General features: G+C 69.4%; 19 protein-coding genes and 2 tRNA genes. 6 read left to right on the top strand and 15 right to left on the bottom strand.

The features are described from left to right. Positions 1–40 precede the first annotated feature (40 nt). Genes IAI53_RS11885 through IAI53_RS11875 form a run of 3 tightly spaced genes read left to right on the top strand, consistent with a single transcriptional unit; the run spans position 41 to position 1,026 of the window. Entirely contained in the window at positions 41–364 is a 324-nt protein-coding gene (locus tag IAI53_RS11885; RefSeq protein ID WP_187718412.1) for a (2Fe-2S) ferredoxin domain-containing protein, read from the top strand. Positions 365–376: 12 nt separating this feature from the next. After that, the gene (locus IAI53_RS11880) at positions 377–646 is read left to right on the top strand and encodes a nitrogen fixation protein NifZ (protein WP_187718411.1); all 270 of its coding nucleotides are present in this window, start codon (positions 377–379) and stop codon (positions 644–646) included. Then, the gene (locus IAI53_RS11875; RefSeq protein WP_187718410.1) at positions 643–1,026 is read left to right on the top strand and encodes a NifB/NifX family molybdenum-iron cluster-binding protein; all 384 of its coding nucleotides are present in this window, start codon (positions 643–645) and stop codon (positions 1,024–1,026) included. The genes IAI53_RS11880 and IAI53_RS11875 overlap by 4 nt, the downstream gene beginning before the upstream one ends. 103 nt (positions 1,027–1,129) lie before the next feature. Here IAI53_RS11875 and IAI53_RS11870 read toward each other — a convergent pair whose 3' ends face one another. After that, complete coding sequence (locus IAI53_RS11870) at positions 1,130–2,089, bottom strand: hypothetical protein (RefSeq protein WP_187718409.1); 960 nt, start codon at positions 2,087–2,089, stop codon at positions 1,130–1,132. Between the two features lie 15 nt (positions 2,090–2,104). Continuing rightward, on the bottom strand, positions 2,105–2,908 hold the full coding sequence (locus IAI53_RS11865; RefSeq protein ID WP_225433303.1) for a 4Fe4S-binding leucine-rich repeat protein: 804 nt from the start codon (positions 2,906–2,908) through the stop codon (positions 2,105–2,107). A gap of 448 nt (positions 2,909–3,356) precedes the next feature. Here IAI53_RS11865 and IAI53_RS11860 point away from each other — a divergent pair, with 448 nt between their 5' ends. Further along, entirely contained in the window at positions 3,357–6,185 is a 2,829-nt protein-coding gene (locus IAI53_RS11860) for a bifunctional diguanylate cyclase/phosphodiesterase (RefSeq protein ID WP_187718407.1), read from the top strand. 64 nt (positions 6,186–6,249) lie between these two features. Next, positions 6,250–6,771: a DUF3617 domain-containing protein gene (locus tag IAI53_RS11855; protein WP_187718406.1), complete on the top strand. Its 522-nt coding sequence runs from the start codon at positions 6,250–6,252 to the stop codon at positions 6,769–6,771. Positions 6,772–6,778: 7 nt separating this feature from the next. On the opposite strand, the gene IAI53_RS11850 is transcribed toward IAI53_RS11855, so the two are convergent. The 13 genes from IAI53_RS11850 to ybgC all read right to left on the bottom strand — a co-directional run bounded on the left by IAI53_RS11850 (position 6,779) and on the right by ybgC (position 15,132). Further along, positions 6,779–7,222, bottom strand: coding sequence for a YaiI/YqxD family protein (locus IAI53_RS11850; RefSeq protein ID WP_187718405.1), 444 nt, complete (start codon positions 7,220–7,222; stop codon positions 6,779–6,781). A gap of 60 nt (positions 7,223–7,282) precedes the next feature. Continuing rightward, a tRNA-Lys gene (locus IAI53_RS11845) sits at positions 7,283–7,358 on the bottom strand. 35 nt (positions 7,359–7,393) lie between these two features. Then, positions 7,394–7,469: transfer RNA gene (locus IAI53_RS11840), tRNA-Lys, on the bottom strand. A gap of 71 nt (positions 7,470–7,540) precedes the next feature. Next, positions 7,541–8,647: a YeeE/YedE family protein gene (locus tag IAI53_RS11835; protein ID WP_187718404.1), complete on the bottom strand. Its 1,107-nt coding sequence runs from the start codon at positions 8,645–8,647 to the stop codon at positions 7,541–7,543. Positions 8,648–8,742: 95 nt separating this feature from the next. Continuing rightward, positions 8,743–9,435: a 7-cyano-7-deazaguanine synthase QueC gene (gene queC / locus IAI53_RS11830; protein ID WP_187718403.1), complete on the bottom strand. Its 693-nt coding sequence runs from the start codon at positions 9,433–9,435 to the stop codon at positions 8,743–8,745. Positions 9,436–9,472: 37 nt separating this feature from the next. Beyond that, entirely contained in the window at positions 9,473–10,135 is a 663-nt protein-coding gene (queE, locus tag IAI53_RS11825; RefSeq protein ID WP_187718402.1) for a 7-carboxy-7-deazaguanine synthase QueE, read from the bottom strand. A 5-nt stretch (positions 10,136–10,140) separates the two neighbouring features. Beyond that, positions 10,141–10,845: a tol-pal system protein YbgF gene (ybgF, locus tag IAI53_RS11820; RefSeq protein ID WP_187718401.1), complete on the bottom strand. Its 705-nt coding sequence runs from the start codon at positions 10,843–10,845 to the stop codon at positions 10,141–10,143. Beyond that, positions 10,845–11,363 (bottom strand): peptidoglycan-associated lipoprotein Pal, encoded by a 519-nt coding sequence (pal, locus tag IAI53_RS11815; RefSeq protein ID WP_187718400.1) that lies wholly within the window; start codon positions 11,361–11,363, stop codon positions 10,845–10,847. Before pal ends, ybgF begins: the two co-directional genes overlap by 1 nt. 52 nt (positions 11,364–11,415) lie before the next feature. Further along, complete coding sequence (gene tolB, locus IAI53_RS11810) at positions 11,416–12,699, bottom strand: Tol-Pal system beta propeller repeat protein TolB (protein WP_187718399.1); 1,284 nt, start codon at positions 12,697–12,699, stop codon at positions 11,416–11,418. 38 nt (positions 12,700–12,737) lie between these two features. Continuing rightward, positions 12,738–13,613: an energy transducer TonB gene (locus tag IAI53_RS11805; protein WP_187718398.1), complete on the bottom strand. Its 876-nt coding sequence runs from the start codon at positions 13,611–13,613 to the stop codon at positions 12,738–12,740. After that, positions 13,610–14,014 carry an ExbD/TolR family protein gene (locus IAI53_RS11800; protein WP_187718397.1) on the bottom strand — a complete coding sequence of 135 codons (405 nt, stop codon included), beginning with the start codon at positions 14,012–14,014 and terminating at the stop codon, positions 13,610–13,612. Before IAI53_RS11800 ends, IAI53_RS11805 begins: the two co-directional genes overlap by 4 nt. 18 nt (positions 14,015–14,032) lie before the next feature. Continuing rightward, complete coding sequence (gene tolQ / locus IAI53_RS11795) at positions 14,033–14,707, bottom strand: protein TolQ (RefSeq protein ID WP_187718396.1); 675 nt, start codon at positions 14,705–14,707, stop codon at positions 14,033–14,035. Next, positions 14,704–15,132, bottom strand: a complete 429-nt coding sequence (gene ybgC / locus IAI53_RS11790; protein ID WP_187718395.1) for a tol-pal system-associated acyl-CoA thioesterase — start codon at positions 15,130–15,132, stop codon at positions 14,704–14,706. Before ybgC ends, tolQ begins: the two co-directional genes overlap by 4 nt. A gap of 275 nt (positions 15,133–15,407) precedes the next feature. On the opposite strand from ybgC, the gene IAI53_RS11785 reads away from it, so the two are divergent. Continuing rightward, positions 15,408–16,586, top strand: a complete 1,179-nt coding sequence (locus IAI53_RS11785; RefSeq protein WP_349771924.1) for an STAS domain-containing protein — start codon at positions 15,408–15,410, stop codon at positions 16,584–16,586. The last annotated feature ends 11 nt before the right edge of the window (positions 16,587–16,597 follow it).

Below are 16,597 nucleotides of genomic sequence, written 5' to 3'. Positions count from 1 at the left end.
GAGAGTCGCTGCGCGACTGTCACGTTTTTTGGAGTCCGTCATGCTCAAGCCGAAGAAACACGTCCTCGTCTGCGTCCAGGGCCGTCCACCGGGCCATCCGCGCGGCTCCTGTCAGCAGCGCGGCTGCAACGAGGTCTATCAGACCTTTCTCGAGGCCTTCCAGTCCCGCAACCTGTGGAACGACTATGCGGTGACCAACACCGGCTGTTTGGGCCCGTGTTCGGCCGGCCCGAGCGTGCTGGTGTACCCGGAAGGCGTCATGTACACCGGCGTGAGCGCCGGCGACGTGGGGGCGATCATCGACGAGCACCTGATCGGCGACACCCCGGTGGAGCGCCTCAAGGCGCCCGCGGAACTCTGGTAAGGAGGGCGCATCATGGACGGCGCTAGCTACGGGCTGGGCGAAGTGGTGTTCGCCAGCGAGGACCTGTTCAACGACGGCAGCCTGCCCGAGGTGGCAGAGGGCGCGCTGCTGGCCGCCGCCGGCACGCGCGGCGTGGTGGTCAAGGCCGGCCATCTGGACGGCACGCGCACCGAGATCTTTGCGGTGCGCTTCGAAGGCGCGGACGAAGTGCTCGGGCCGCCGGTCGGCTGCCTGGTCGACGAGCTTACCCAGCACTACTCGCCGGCGGTGGCGACCGCATGAAGATCGCGGTGGCCACGCGCGAATTCGCGCACATCGCCGGGCACGCCGGCAAGGCCGCGGAGTGGCTGGTGTTCGACTGGGACGCCGGCCGCCCGCTGACCGAGCCGCAGCGCGTGCGGTTGGAGCGCGCGCAGCTGTTCCACTATTTTGACGATGCGGGGCCGCATCCGCTGGATGGCGTGGCGCTGGTCATCGCCGGCAGCGCGGGTGACGGCTTCCGCCGCCACATGGCCAAACGCGGCGCGGAAGTGCTGCTCACCGGCGAGAGCGAGCCGCGCGCGGCGGTGGACAAGCTGATCGCCGGCGAGGAGCTGGACGGTGTGCGCTTCGACCCGCTGCGCCTGGTGTGCGGCGTGCGCGACCTGTTCGCGCGGCATTGAGGGTCGCCGACGGGTGTTGGCGCGGCCTTGGCCGCGATGCGGCGATGGTTTCCTCGCCGGCCGTATCGCGGCCAAGGCCGCTCCTACAAGCTATGCGCCCGTCTCAGATGCTGTAGGGCTCGGTGACCCAGCCGGTGACCAGCGCGAGGTCGCGCTGCGGCAGGTAGGCGAGGTCCTCCTGCAGGTCGGCATAGACCTTGGGCGGCAGGCTGCGTGGCACGCGTCGACCGCTGACCATGTGGAAGTACCAGGCGAAGCCGTAGCCGGCGGCGCGGTCGAAGTCGTGCAGTTGCTGGGCGAGTTCGGTGCCGCGGGCGTCGTCGGCGCCCTGCCAGCTCGGGGCGTGGGCGGCCACCGGCACCGCGCCGTAGCGGGTCTGGCGGTAGCGGTCAAGGTGCTCGGAGAGCGCCAGCACCCAGTGGTCGCAGAAGTGGCGCTGCTGGCCGGCGCTGGCGCGCGCCCATTCGTCGAGGAAGCGCAGTACCGGTGCGGGTTTGCCGGCCTGGGCGGCGATGCGTTCGGTCCAGGCGGCAACGTCGGTGAGGCGGCGGAAGCTGTAGCGCGGACGGCCGATCGGCGCGGGCGGCGGCAGCCCGTCCGGGCGGTCGAGCAGGGTCTCGATCGAGTCGATGCCTTCGCCGCAGTCGAGCTCATGGCTGCTGGCCTCCTGCAGCTCCTCGACTTCGAGCTGAAGGTACTCCGCCGGCCTCTTGCCGTAGGGGGCGACCAGGTAGTGGGTGACGCCCTGGTCGCGCGTGATCCGGTAGCCCTGCCCGCACAGGCGGTCGGCGAGCGCGTCGGCGTCCTCGTCCGCTTCGGCCCACGCCTGTTCCAGCCAGCCGTGGGCGTCCTCGGCCACGCAGCGGCCGTCGGCGTCGAGCAGGCGCCCCGGGCGGAACCAGCCGCCGCGCGACACCCGCGGGGCGAACTCGGGGCCGCCTTCGCGGGCCAGGGCGTCGAGCAGGGTGGCGTGGCCCGGCACCGGGCGCACGGCGGTACACAGGCGGAAGGCCAACTCACCGAGCAGGTCGGGCGTGGCAGCGGCGGGGGCGGGTGCGTTCATGGCACGGTCCTCGTTTCAGGATTCGGGTGCGCGGCCGAGGCGTTCGGCGGCGAGCAGGCGGACGTCGGGCTCGGGGTCGTCGAGCAGGGCGCGTACCGCGTCGGCGGGCGCCTGTGCGAGCGCGGCGGCACGCACGGTCCAGTCCGGGTCGTCGAGCAGGCGGGCGGCGTCCTCGGGCAGCATGCGGGCGGCGGCCAGCGCGCGGATCTCCGGGTCGGGGTCGCGGGCCATGCGGCCGAGGGCGAAGGGCGGCAGGCGCCGGGCGACTTCCTTGCGCACCACCGGGTCGGGGTCCTGTGCCATGCGCGGCAGGCGCCCGTGCGGCAGGCGGCGGGCGACCTGCAGGCGCACCGCGTAGTCGGTGTCGCGCATGAGCTTGTCGAGCAGCGCGGGCGGCAATCGGCTGGCGACGGTAACGCGCACCTCGCGGTCCGGGTCGCGCGCCAGGCGCAGCAGGGCGCCGCCGGTGAGGCGGGTGGCGACCGCGCGGCGCACGGTTTCGTCGGGGTCGTCGATCAGCCGCGCCGCGGCCTCCGCCGGCGCCCAGCGCGCGGCGATGGCGCGGCGTTCCCAGAACGGGTCGTCCAGACAGGCTTCCGCGTACTCGCGGTTGCGCGACAGGAAGCGGTCGATCTGGCGGCCGCTGTTCACCACCAGGCAGGCGTCGCCGGGTGCGCAGGCGCCGCGCGCCAGCGTGTCGTCGCGCAGCCTGCAGCGGGTACAGGGGTTCTGTGGCGGCTGGTAGTCGTGGCCGGAGGTGGGCGGGTCGGTGGTCAAGGGTTCGGTGTCGGGAAAATCGGACAGCGTGTGGAAACGCAATTCGCGTGCCCGGAGGGCGGGCGTCGCTCGCCGCGGCTTGGCAGTGGCGCGCCGCGCGAAGTGTGTCGGAAAGCCGACAAGCGGGTCCTGCCCATGGTGGCAAACGGCACACGGCTCCCGCGGTGATTTCGGCAAACTGTGAAAAATGCTCCCCAAATTGAGGAATCGACTTCACATCGCTTGCTTTATGCGTAATATCCGATAAAGCACACAGAGTGGTTTTGTTCCGCACTGCGGAACACAAAGCCCCGCAACAAACCCCATGGACGCTCCGGACACGGAGTCCGGCCCGGCCGGACCCCGGCACGTTCCCGCCGCTGGACCGGATCAGGGAGCGACACAAGCCGGCCCCGGCGCCGCGAAGCGCCGGCACCGAAAGGAGGAGCTCAGCGCCACCGGTTCTGGCCGGCGGCATGAGTGCACGCAAGTACGCGCCGCGGGAGGAGTTATGGCGGAATCGGCCCACCTGGGCCTGCGGGCAAAGCTGTCGGCCATCGTGGTGGTGGTCGTGCTGCTGGTGATGCTGCCCTTCGTGCTGGCCGGCGTGGCCTTTCTCGACCGCCAGGGGCGCGAGGAGGCCGAGCGCGAGCTGGGGACGATCGATGCGCTGGTGCACGACCTGGTGGACAGCCATCGTGCGGCCGGCGGTGACCTCGACGGCCTGCGCCGCCGGCTGAGCGGCTTCGCCATCGGCGACAGCGGCTACGTCTTCATCATCGACGCCAACCCGGGCGCCAACTACGGGCATTTCATCGTCCACCCGGACCGCGGTGCGGCCGATGCACTGCACGCGGGCGACGTCCTCAGCCGTGCGGTGGTCGGCCGGATGCTGGCGCAGCGCGAGGGGGTGCTGAGCTACGCCTGGCGCAACCCGGAACTGGGCGAGGAGCAGGCGCGGCGCAAGCTGGCGGTGTTTCGCATCCACGAGGAGCTCGGCTGGCTGATCGGCGCCAGCGGCTACGAGGACGAGTTCAACCGCACCTCGATCGCGTCGCGCAACGGGATGGTCGTCGCGGTGGTCGTCATGGCGGCGCTGCTGGTACTGGCGCTCAACCTGGCGATCGGCGGCCTGGTGATCGAACCCATGCTGCGCCTGCAGCGCATCCTGCGCACCCTGAGCCGCGGCAACGAGACCCTGGTGCACGCCGAGGACGAAGCCGGCCTGGTCGACGGCATCTGCCGGGTGCTGGTCGAATCCGGCCGCTTCCGCTTTGCCCGCATCGCCTTGTTCGATGGCCTGGCGGTGCGCGATGTCGCGGCGGCCGGCCGGGCGGCGGATTTCTGTCGTGCGCTGGCGGCGCAGGGGGCCGAGGATGAGGATCCTGCGCGCCTGGCGATAAGCGTGCGGCGGCTGGTGCACCTGGCCGATCCGACCGATGCCGGAAAGGGGCTGTGGGCGGCCGCGCGCGCTGCCGGCTGCAGCGCCCTGATCGCTTTTCCGCTGATGGACGGCGAGCGCCTGCTCGGCGCCCTGTGCATCGGCGCGGCCAGCCCGGCGGACCTCGACGCGGCCGGCGTGGCCTTGCTGCGCGAACTGGCCGAGGACCTCGCCTTCGGCATTGCCAGCCAGCGCACGGTGCAGGCCCGCCGGCTGGCCGAGGCGGCGCTGCACCTGCGCGAGCGGGCGCTGGAGTCTTCCAGCGACGGCGTGCTGATCGTCGACCTCCACGGGGACGAAGCGCGGCTGATCTACGCCAATCCGGCGGTCGAGCGCCTGACCGGCCAGTCGCACGAGGCGCTGGCGGGGGCGCCGCTCTCCGCCCTGAGCAGCATCGATGCCGCGGGCCGGGCGGAACTGCACGCGGCGCTCGCGGCGCGACGCGACACCGTGCTGGAGCTGACCGGCCGCCATGCCGACGGCAGCGGGTTCTGGTGCGAGTGTTCGCTGGCGCGGGTCGGCGAAGCCGATGCCGACGGTGACGGCTACGTGGTCGGCGTGCTCAAGGACGTCACCGAACGCACGCTCTACCTGCGGCAGATCGAGCATCAGGCCAAGTACGACGCGCTCACCGGCCTGCCCAACCGCAGCCTGATGGGCGACCGCCTGGAGCAGGCCATCCACGTGGCCCACCGCCACGGCAGCGCGCTGGCGGTGGCGGTGGTGGATCTCGACCACTTCAAGCTGGTGAACGACAACCTCGGCCACACCCAGGGCGACGTGCTGCTGCGCGAGGCCGCGCGGCGGATCGCGGGCGCGCTGCGCGAGGGCGATACCGCGGCTCGCCAGGGCGGCGACGAATTCGTCGTCCTGCTGCCCGACCTCATCGGCGAGCAGGACGGCTATCCGGTGCTGCGCCGGGTGCAGCAGGCGCTGGCCGAGCCCATCCTGATCGACGGGCGCGGCTTCTACGTGACCTGCAGCATCGGCGTGAGCCTGTATCCGCGCGACGGGGACGACGCCGAGACCCTGCTGCGCAACGCCGACATGGCCATGTACCGGGCCAAGGAGGCCGGGCGCGACGCGATCAGCTTCTTCACCGCGGAGATGGACCGCCAGATGCAGGACCGGCTCGACATCGAGCAGGAGCTGCGCCACGCGCTGGAGCGCGGCGAACTGCACCTGGTCTACCAGCCGCAGGTGGATGCGGACAGCGGTCGGGTGTGCGGTGCCGAGGCCCTGCTGCGCTGGCGGCATCCGCGCTTGGGCCAGGTGGCGCCGCTGCGCTTCATCCCGCTGGCCGAGGAGCTCGGCCTGATCGGCCCGATCGGCGAATGGGTGCTGCGCGAGGCCTGCGCGCAGGCGCAGCGCTGGCGCGCGCAGGGGCTGGGCGAGCTGCGCATTGCGGTCAATGTCTCCGCCCGCCAGTTCCGCGAGCCCGACCTGCCCGGGCGGGTGGTCGCCATCCTCGCGGAAACCGGCCTGCCGCCGCGACTGCTGGAACTGGAACTGACCGAAAGCATGCTGATGGGGGCGGTCGGGCGCACCGAGGAAACGCTGCGCCGGCTCAAGCAGATCGGCGTGGAGCTGGCGCTGGACGACTTCGGCACCGGCTATTCCAGCTTCGCCTACCTGCGCCGCTTCCCGATCGACACCTTGAAGATCGACCAGTCCTTCGTGCGCGACATGGAGGATGGCAGCAACGCCGCATCCATCGTCGCCGCCATCATCGCCATGGCGCACAGCCTGCACATGCGCGTGATCGCCGAAGGCGTGGAGAGCGTCGAGCAGCAGCGCCAGCTCTACGAGCATGGCTGCGACCAGATGCAGGGCTACCTGTTCGGCCGGCCGCTGCCGACGGACGAATTTGCCGAGCTCGCAACTGCCGGCGGCCGTTGAGGCCACCGCCCTTGGACGAGCGGGCGGGTAAGATAGCCGCACCTTCGATCCGTGGAGACAGCCCATGCACAAGCCTTGTGTGATCGCGCTGCTGGCCGGCGCCTGCGCCCTGCCGGCCGTTGCCGCCGACGACCTGCCCAAGCGTGACCCCGGCGTGTGGGAGATGAAGACCGCGCTCGCCGAAATGGGCGGCATGGGCATGACCATGCAGACCTGTGTGGACGACTCGGTGGACGAGCTCTTCGTACAGCCCGACGAGGACTCGCAATGCACCGACCAGTCCTACCGGCGCGAGGGCAACCGGGTGATCTTCCAGGCCACCTGCCGGGTGGAGGGCTCGACCGCGCGCTTCAGCGGCGTGTTCAGCGGCGACTTCCGCCGCAGCTATCGTGGCGAGATCAGGACCACCTACACCCCGCCGCTCGAAGGCATGGCCAGCACCACCATGACGATGGACGCCCGCTGGCTGGGGGCCTGCAAGCCGGGACAGCGCCCGGGAGACGTGATCATGATGGGCATGCCCGGGATGGGGGACATCAACATCGAGGAGATGATGAAGAACCTGCCGCAGGCGCCGCGGCGCTGAGCGCCCTTCAGCGTCGCGCCAGCAGGCGGTCGAGACGGTTGGCGAAGGCCTGGCGGTCCGCCTGGCTGAAGGCTGCCGGGCCGCCGGTATCCACCCCGGTGCCGCGCAGCGTGTCCATGAAGTTGCGCAGGTCCAGCAACTCGCGGATGTTCTCCTTGCCGTAGGCCTCGCCGCGCGGGCTCAGCGCCTGCGCGTCGCGCGCCACCACCTCGGCCGCCAGGGGGATGTCTGCGGTGATCACCAGGTCGCCGGCCGCAACGCGCGCGGCGATGTACTTGTCGGCCTCGTCGAAGCCGCCCGGCACCTGCACCATGCGGATGTGTGGGGAAGGCGGCACCCGCAGTGCCTGGTTGGCCACCAGGGTCAGCGGAAGGCCGGTGCGCCCGGCGGCGCGGAAGAGGATTTCCTTGATCGCGCCCGGACAGGCGTCGGCATCGACCCAGATGTGCATGCGCTGCTCCGCGGTGGCGGAAAATGAAAAGGCCGACTCCGAGGTCGGCCTTTCCGGTGTTGGTGGGGGCACTAGGACTCGAACCTAGGACCAATTGATTAAGAGTCAACTGCTCTACCAACTGAGCTATACCCCCGGTTCTTCGGAATTCGCACTGTCGTGGAGCGCGAATGGTAGGCCGTGCTGGGCTCGAACCAGCGACCAACGGATTAAAAGTCCGCTGCTCTACCAACTGAGCTAACGACCCGCCGAAGAGGGGCGCATTCTAGAAGATGCGAAAAACGCCGTCAAGAGCGGGTTTGGAACGCGAAACCGCGTTCAGGCTTCCCGCATCATGATCCAGTACTGCACCTTCATCGTCAGCGCGGCGCCGGCGACGATGGACAGCGTGGTGAGGATGGAGCCCACCGACAGCGTTGAGAAACCGCTCACGCCCTGGCCGATGGTGCAGCCGAAGGCGGTGACGCCGCCGAAGCCCATCAGCACCGCGCCCAGCAGGTGGCGGATCAGATCGCCGGAGTCGCGGAAGCTCTCGACGCGGAAGCTGCGGGTGAGCAGGGCGTACAGCGCCGAGCCGGCCACGACGCCGAGCGCGCCGGCAATGCCGAAGGTGACGATGCGGCTGGTGTCGCTCCACAGCATCAGCAGTTCCAGCGTGTAGGCGAGCGGGGCGACGAAGGTGAAGGACTCCGCCCGGCCGCTGTTGGTGCCGACGAAGGCTTCCTCCAGGGTTTCGGGGTGCTCGACGACATAGCCGACGTGGCCGGTGACGTACCAGCCACCGATCACCACCAGGCCGACCACGATGCCGCCAAGCAGGACGTCGGCGCGCCAGGCGTCGCGGCGGGCCAGCGCGGCGGCGAGCAGCAGGCCGCCGACCACCGCGGTTGCCAGCAACAGGGCGCGTTCCGGTGCCATGCCGCCAGCGGCGAGCAGGGCCGGCAGGTGCTGGCCCGAGCCCAGTTCGACGGCCACGCTGTCCAGCCATTGCACCCGCCACACGCCGAACAGTCCGCGCATGGTCATGTAGGCCGCCAGACCGAGGAACACGAATACCACCAGCGACTTGAGGTTGCCGCCGCCGATGCGGATCAGCGTCTTGCTGCCGCAGCCCGAGGCCAGCGTCATGCCGACGCCGAAGGCCAGGCCGCCGAGCACGTTGGACAGCCAGATCAGCCGGCTGCCGGTGTAGATCGATTTGGAAACGTCGAGCAGGCCGGCGAACTGCAGGGCGCTGGTGCCGAGGATGGCGACCGCGATGGCCAGCATCCACATGCGCATGCGGCCCCAGTCGCCCATGTTCACCGCGTCGGAGACGGCGCCCAGGGTGCAGAAATTGGTCTTGTTGCCGACTGCGCCGAAGACCACGCCGAGGGCGAAGGCCAGCCAGGCGATGGTGGAGGAGGCAACGACGGTTTCGTCCATGGCGTGCGTGTTCGATCCGAAAGGTTCCGGATTCTATTGGAAAAAAACGTCGGGCCGGAGTTTCCGCGTCTGCACGCGCCCCGATCCGGGCAGGCTCAGCCCTCGCGCCCCTGGTACGGGGTCGGGTCCTCGATGCCCGCCGCCTGGAAGCCGGCGCGGCGCAGGCGGCAGGCTTCACAGCGCCCGCAGGCCCGGCCCTGCTCGTCGGCCTGGTAGCAGGTCACGGTGATGCCGTAGTCCACGCCCAGGCGGGTGCCGAGCTGGATGATCTCGGCCTTGGACAGTTCGATCAGTGGTGCGTGGATGTGCAGCCGGGTGCCTTCGACACCGGCCTTGGTGGCGAGGTTGGCCATGTTCTCGAAGGCGCGGATGAACTCGGGACGGCAGTCCGGATAGCCGGAGTAGTCGACCGCATTGACCCCGACGAAGATGTCGTGCGCGTCGAGCACTTCGGCCCAGGCCAGGGCGATGGACAGCATCACGGTGTTGCGCGCCGGCACATAGGTGACCGGTATTCCGCTGCCGCCGCCTTCCTCGGGAACCGGAATGGCCGGGTCGGTGAGTGCCGAGCCGCCGAACTGGCCCAGGTTGACCCGTGCCAGACGGTGTTCGCGGGCGCCCAGCGCGTCGGCGACGCGCTTGGATGCGGTCAGTTCGGCCGCGTGGCGCTGGCCGTAGGCCACCGACAGGGCATAGCACTCGAAGCCCATGTCGCGGGCGATGGCGAGGCAGGTGGCCGAATCGAGGCCCCCGGAGAGCAGGACGATGGCGCGACGGGTCTGTTCCATGGTCGGTCGTGTCGGTGATGCTGGGCGCCGCCGGGGCTCACTTGCCGCGGGCGTCGGCCCAGAGCACCTTGTGCAGTTGAAGTTGGAAGCGCACCGGCAGGCGGTCGCGCACGATCCACTCGGCCAGTTGCGCCGGGTCGAGTTGTCCGGCCACCGGCGAGAGCAGCACTTCGCAGCGCCCGGCCAGCCCGTGGGTGGCGATCTGCTCGCGCGCCCAGGCATAGTCGGCCTCGTCGGCGAGCACGATCTTGACCTCGTCGCCGCGGCGCAGCTGGTCGATGTTGGCCCAACGGTTCTTGGCCTCCTCGCCCGAGCCGGGTGCCTTGAGGTCCATGATGCGCGCCACCCGTGGGTCGACCGTCGAGATGTCGAGCGCGCCGCTGGTTTCCAGCGACACGTCGAAACCGGCGTCGCACAGCGCGGTGAGCAGTGCCGAGCAGCCCTTCTGGGCCAGCGGCTCGCCGCCGGTGACGCACACATGGCGCAGGCCGTGGGCGGCGACCATGCGTACGATCTCGTCTACCCCGTGGGTTTCGCCGCCGTTGAAGGCGTACTCGGTGTCGCACCACACGCAGCGCAGCGGACAGCCGGTGAGGCGGACGAACACCGTGGGCAGGCCGACGCGGGTCGACTCGCCCTGCACGGACGCGAAGATCTCGGTCAGGCGCAGCCGTGTGCTGCGCCCGGTGGTGGTGTTCATGGCCCTCAGCGGATGCCCAGGCGCTGGCGGGCGGCCTTGGCGGCAGTGCTCTCGGGATAGCGTTCGACCACCGATTGCAGGGTGCGTTGCGAGGCCTTGGCGTCGCCCAGCGCCTGCTGGCTGTTGGCCAGGCCCAGCATGGCGTCCGGGGCGACCGCGTCGGCCGGCCAGCGCGCCAGGATGGTGTTGAAATGATTGGCTGCGGTGGCCACTTCCTTGGCCTGCAGCGCGGCGTTGCCGGCCCAGAAATGGGCGCCCGGCAGGAAGCCGCTGTTGGTGTACTTGGCGATGAAACCGTCGAAGGCGGTCAGCGCCTCGCGGTGCTTGCCGTCTTTGAGGAGGTTCAGCGCGGTTTCGTACTCGGCCGATTCGGCGGCCGGGTCGGCGGCCGACTGGGCTGCTCCGCCCGGTGATTCGAGCCGCCTCAGGCGATCGTCCAGGTCGACATAGAAGTCGCGCTGGCGTTGCTTGAGCGATTCGACCTCGTGCATCAGCACTTCGATCTGCCCGCGCAGACGGGCGACCTCTGCGCGCAGCAGCTCGTTCTGACTGGACAGTTCGAGCTGCGCGCGGCTGCTCGCCTCGAGCCGCTGGTTGACGTTCTCGCGCAGCTCGTCGACCTGGCGTTGGGTCTCGCCGCCCCCGAACAGCTGGGCGGAGGCGACGGTCGGCAGGATGAGAAGCGCCGCCAGCGGTACGAGGCGCTTCATCAGAATTCGCCCGTGTAGAGCATGTCGCCGCGGCGGTTCTGCGCGAAGCAGGCCTCGGTGCCGTCGGTGCAGCGCGGCTTCTCTTCACCCAGGCTGACCGACTCGATCTGCGACTCGGCCGCACCCAGCAGGGTCAGCGCACGGCGCACGGCGTCGGCACGCTTCTGGCCCAGCGCCAGGTTGTACTCGCGGCTGCCGCGCTCGTCGGTGTTGCCCTGGATCAGCATCTTCATCTGCGGGTTCTGCACCAGGAAGCGGGCATGCGCCTCGATCAGCGCGCTGTACTCGGGCTTGATCACGAAGCTGTCGAAGTCGAAGTGCACGCTGCGCTTGGACAGGATGTTGTTCGGATCGGTGAGCGCGGCAATGCCGGCGCCCGAGACGCCCGGGGCGGTGACGGTCGCCACGCCCGCGCCGCTGCGGTCTTCGACGGCAGCGCCGCTCATGTCGGAAGTGCCGGTGGTGCCGCAGGCAGCCAGCAGGGAAGCCAGCAGCGCGGGCAGGATGAGCTTCTTCATTGAGTTTTCTCCGGTTTTCATTGTGTAGGACAGCAGTTTGGGTACAGCACTGTTATTGCCGCGGCAGCGGACCCCAGGCGGGCTCGCGGACGTCGGCGGCCTCTACCGACAGGCGTTGACGCACCCGCCCGTCCGCCGAAACGGCTGCCAGTACCCCGCGGCCACCGCTTTCGGAGGCGTAGAGGATCATGCGGCCGTTGGGAGCGAAGCTGGGCGATTCGTCACGCGCCGAATCGGTGAGGATCATGGTCTGTCGCGAGGCCAGGTCGAGCACGGCGACCTGGAAGCGCCCGCTGTTGCGGGTGATGTAGGCGAGCGTGCGACCGTCCGGCGAGGGGCGCGGGGTCACGTTGTAGCCACCTTCGAAGGTCACTCGCTGGGCGGCGCCGCCCGTGACAGGAATGCGGTAGATCTGCGGACTGCCGCCGCGATCGGAAGTGAAGTAGATCCACTGGCCGTCCGGCGAGAACGCCGGCTCGGTGTCGATGCCTGCCGAGGTGGCGATGCGGCGCACGCCGGAGCCGTCGGCATTGATCAGGTAGAGCTGCGACAGGCCGTCCTTGGTCAGCACCACCGCGAGCTGGCGGCCGTCGGGCGACCAGGCGGGCGCCGAGTTGGAGCCCTTGAAGTTGGCCACCACCTGGCGCTGGCCGGTGACCAGGGTGTGGATGTAGACGATGGGCTTCTTGGCTTCGAAGGACACGTAGGCCAGGCGCTGGCCGTCGGGCGACCAGGCCGGCGAGATGATCGGCTCGCGCGATACCAGCGCGGCCTGCGCGTTGGCGCCGTCGGCGTCGGCGATCTGCAGTTCGTAGCGCGGGCCGCTCTTGACCACGTAGGCGATGCGCGTGGCGAAGTAGCCCGGCTGGCCGGTGAGCTTCTCGTACACGAAGTCGGCGATGCGGTGCGCGGTGGCGCGGTTCTGCTGAGGTGCCATGCGCAGGGCCTGGGCGCCCAGTTCCACCTGGCGCTGGGTGTCGAACAGGCGGAAGCGCACTTCGAAGCGGCCGTCGGGCAAGGGCACCACGGTGCCGGTGAGGATGGCGTCCGCGCCGCGGCTGCGGAAGCCGGCGAGGTCGGGCACCACGGATTCGGGCAGGGCGATCGGGCCGATGTCCACCAGGCTGAACAGCCCGCTACGCTCCAGGTCGGCGCGCACCACGTCGGTGATGCCGCGCGGCAGGGCGCTTTCGCTCTCGAAGATGGGGATGGCGACCGGCATGCGGCTGGCGCCCGCGCCGGTGATCTCGATCGAGAGCTGGGCGTGGGCGGCGACGGCGAAGGCTGCCAGCAAGGCGGCGATGGCGAGGCGGAGGGTGCGAAGTGTCTTGATCATGGCGGCAATGGCGGCAAATTCTAAACCAATGGTGGACATTAGTCGTCCTCCAGCGGGCGGAACTTCAGTTCCAGGGTGCGCTGGAACAAGGAGCGTTCCTGCGGCAGCGGCAGTGGGCTGGAGCGGCGGATGGCGCGTTCGATGGCATCGTCCAGCGCGGGAATGCCCGAGGAGCGCGCCAGGCGCACGTTGATGACCTCGCCGGTGGGCAGTTGGTCCACGGTGAACACCGCTTCCGGATTGCCTTGCAGGCCGGGGGGACGCAGCAGGTTGCCGCGCACCTTGGTGGCGATGGCAGTGCGGTAGGCGTCGGCCGCGGCGGCGCTGCGCGAGGCGGCCAGGCGGGCCTCTTCCGCGCGCAGCATGCGCTCCAGTCCGGCGTCGCGGGTTTCGCGTTCCAGCATTTCCTTCAGGTAGTCCGGCTGCGCAGGTTCGACCGGCTTGGGTTTCGGCTCCGGCTTGGGTTCAGGCTTGGGCTTCGGTTCAGGTTTCGGCTCAGGCTTCGGTTTCGGCTCGGGTTTGGGCTCCGGTTTCGGTTCCGGTTTGGGCTGCGGCTTCGGTTCGGGCTTGGGCTCGGGCTTCGGCGGCTTGGTGGCGACCTCCGGCTTGGGCTGCGGCTTGGGCTCGACCTTCGGCTCGACCTTCGGCTCGGGCTTGGGCTCCGGCTTCGGTTCCGGTTTTGGTTCCGGCTTCGGCGGTTCGGGCTTGGGCTGCGGCTTGGGCTGCGGGGCCGGCTGCGGCTTGGGCGCCGGGGGTGCGTCGACCAGGCTCACCTCCAGGCTGCCGGGTTCGCGGCTTTGCCAGGACAGACCGAAGAACAGAAAGGCGAACAGCGCGAGATGGACCCCCACCGCCAGGGCGAGCGAGGCCCACTTGCCCGGCGGCGGCTCGCGCTGGAGGAGGTAGTCGTTCATTGGCCGCTCGCGGTCTGCAGGCTGACCTTGCGCACGCCGGCGGTGCGTACCGCCTCCAGGACGTCGACGACCTTCTGATAGGGCAGGGTCTTGTCGGCGGCGATCAGGAAAGGCTGCTCGGGATCGGCTTCCAGGGCTTCGCGCAGGAAACGCTGGAACTCAAGGTCGGTGACCTTGAGCGCAGTGCTGCTGGCCGTGCGCTTGACCGAAATGCTGCGGTCGGCCTCGACCTCGATGATCATCGCCTCGGACGGCGGGCTGGTCGCCGGCCCGGCGGTCGGCACGTCGATGTTGCCGGTCTGGATCATCGGCGCGGTGACCATGAAGATCACCAGCAAGACCAGCATCACGTCGATGTAGGGCACGACGTTGATCTGGTTCATCAGGCGGCGCTGACGCATCGTCGGACTCCTGCCGCCTCAGCGCAGCTGGCGCTGCAGGATGTTGGAGAACTCTTCCATGAAGCTCTCGAAGCGGATGCTGATCCGGTCGATGTCATGGGCGAAGCGGTTGTAGGCGACCACGGCCGGAATGGCGGCGAACAGGCCGATGGCGGTGGCCACCAGGGCTTCGGCGATGCCGGGGGCGACGTGTGAGAGCGTCGCCGAGGTCATGTTGGACAGGCCGCGGAAGGAGTTCATGATCCCCCACACCGTGCCGAGCAGGCCGATGTAGGGCGACACCGAGCCGACCGAGGCGAGGAAGGCGAGGTGCGCTTCGAGGTCGTCCACCTCGCGCTGGTAGGTGGCGCGCATCGCGCGGCGCGAGCCTTCGATGATGGCGTCGTGGTCGTGGCTCTTGGCGCGCAGCTTGGTGTACTCGCGATAGCCCGCCTCGAAGATGCGTTCCATGCCGCCGCTGTGGTGGCGCGCCGCGCTGGCCGACTGGAACAGCGCGTTGAGGTCGCCGCCGCTCCAGAAGTCGCGCTCGAACTCACCGGTCTTGGTGCGCGAGGAGCGGATCTGGAAGGACTTGCGGAAGATCCAGTACCAGGACACCAGGGACAGGCCGGCCAGCAAGGCCATGACGAGCTGGACGAGGACGCTGGCCTCGGCGATCAGGCTGAGGATGGAAAGGTCTTGGGTGACGGTCATGCTGACACGAAGCGGGAGAGTTGGGCCCTGACATCGTCCGGCAGGGCGGCGGGTTTGCGGTGCGCGAGGTCGACGCAGGCGATCGCCACGCGGGCGTCGAACAGCAGTTCGTCGCCACGCATGACACGTTGCACGAAATCGATGCTCGCGCGGCCCAGCTTGTCGATGTGGGAGACGACCTGCAGGGCGTCGTCGAGCAGGGCCGGGCGGCGGTAATCCGCACTGAACGAGCGCACCACGAAGCCCAGGCCGCGCTCGTCGATCATGCGCTGCTGGCCGAAGCCGGCTTCGCGCAGCCATTCGGTGCGCGCGCGCTCGCAGAAACGCAGGTAGTTGGCGTAGTACACCACCCCGGCGGCGTCGGTATCCTCGTAGTACACCCTGACGGGCCAGGCAAAGGTCTTGCGGTCGGCTTGTTCGGGCATGGGAGGTGCTGCGGACGGGGGCGTTGCGGTTTGCATCGCGGCATTCTAGCCGAGGAGGCCGCCGGCGCAGCACCCCGGGGGGCGCCGGGAGCGGCGAAATGCTCTCAAAAGGTAAGCTCGCGCCTGGTCCGGAGGATCGGGCGTGAATTGCGCCCGCAAGCGGGTGCTTCGCCGACCAACGTACATGTCGATGGTGCTATGCTTGCAGCCCGACTTGCCGCTAGAGCCCTTGTCCGGCGGGCAAGTGCAAAGTTCAGCAACGTACAGGTCAGACCGTGGTTCTTCCATTCTTCGGCAAGAAACCCTCATCCGGCACGAGTACCGCAGGCGTCCGTGGCGCCGGTGCCGGACGTGACGCCGGGGCGCAGCAACCCGTTGCTCCGCCGGCGGAGCTGTCCACGCTCGATTTCACCGCGGGCGACGCCTCGCACGCCCTGGCCCGCTGCGCCGGCCTGGTCGAAGTGCAGGAGATGGACGCCGGCGTCGGTGCGGCCTACGAAGAGGCGGCGGTGTTGTACGCCAATGGCGGTGTCGGCGATGCCGAGAAGGTCTTGAACGCGGTGCTGGACGACCCGTCGGGCAATGCGGGCGAAGGCCTGTGGATGATGCTGCTCGACCTGTACAAGCTCACCGGTCAGCGCCAGCGCTTCGAGTCGCGCGTGCTCGACTACGCGACCCGCTTCGAGCGCTCGCCCCCGCCGTGGGAGGACCTCTCCAGCCAGGCCGCGCGGCCGCGCGGCGACGTCGCCCCGCTGATCAACCTGTCCGGCAACCTCAACGGCCAGGCCGCGCCCCAGTTCCAGCAGATCGGCATCATCGGCCGCAAGAGCGGCACGATCCGCATCGACCTGACCCGCCTGCGTTCGGTGGACGACGACGGTTGCAAGCTCTTCCTGCAACTGCTGCAGTCGCTTGCGGCCGATCGGGTAAAGGTGTCGGTGCTCAAGTGCAGCCAGCTGGTCAATATGCTCGAAGGGCAGGTCTCCGCCGGGCGCGCGGAGAATCGCGAGGCCTGGCTGCTGATGCTGGAGATGCTGCAGTACACCGGCGAGGAGGAGCGCTTCGAGCAGTTCGCGGTCGATTACGCGATCACCTTCGAGGAGTCGCCGCCGTCCTGGGCGCCCAAGGTCCAGGAGGCCATGAGCGCATCCGACGCGGGGGCCACCGAAGAAAAGGTGCGGGACGGTTTTCGTCTGGAAGGGGAGATCACCGGTTCGCAGGGCGAGAGCATCCGCAAGCTCGCGGCCTATGCCGCGGAACGGCAGAGCGTGGATGTGGACTGTGCCCAGTTGCGACGGATGGATTTCGTCAGTGCCGGCACCCTGTTCAACATTCTCGCCACCCTCCAGGCGCAGGGCAAACTGGTGGTCTTGCACAAGGTCAACGCCATGGTCGCGGCGCTGCTGCGGGTCATGGGCGTGGACCAGGTTGCGCAGGTCATGCTGCGCAACTGAGCGCCACGGCG

The organism is Thauera sedimentorum, assembly GCF_014489115.1.
Lineage (GTDB): Bacteria > Pseudomonadota > Gammaproteobacteria > Burkholderiales > Rhodocyclaceae > Pseudothauera > Pseudothauera sedimentorum.
This window is presented reverse-complemented; position numbering and strand designations above follow the sequence as displayed.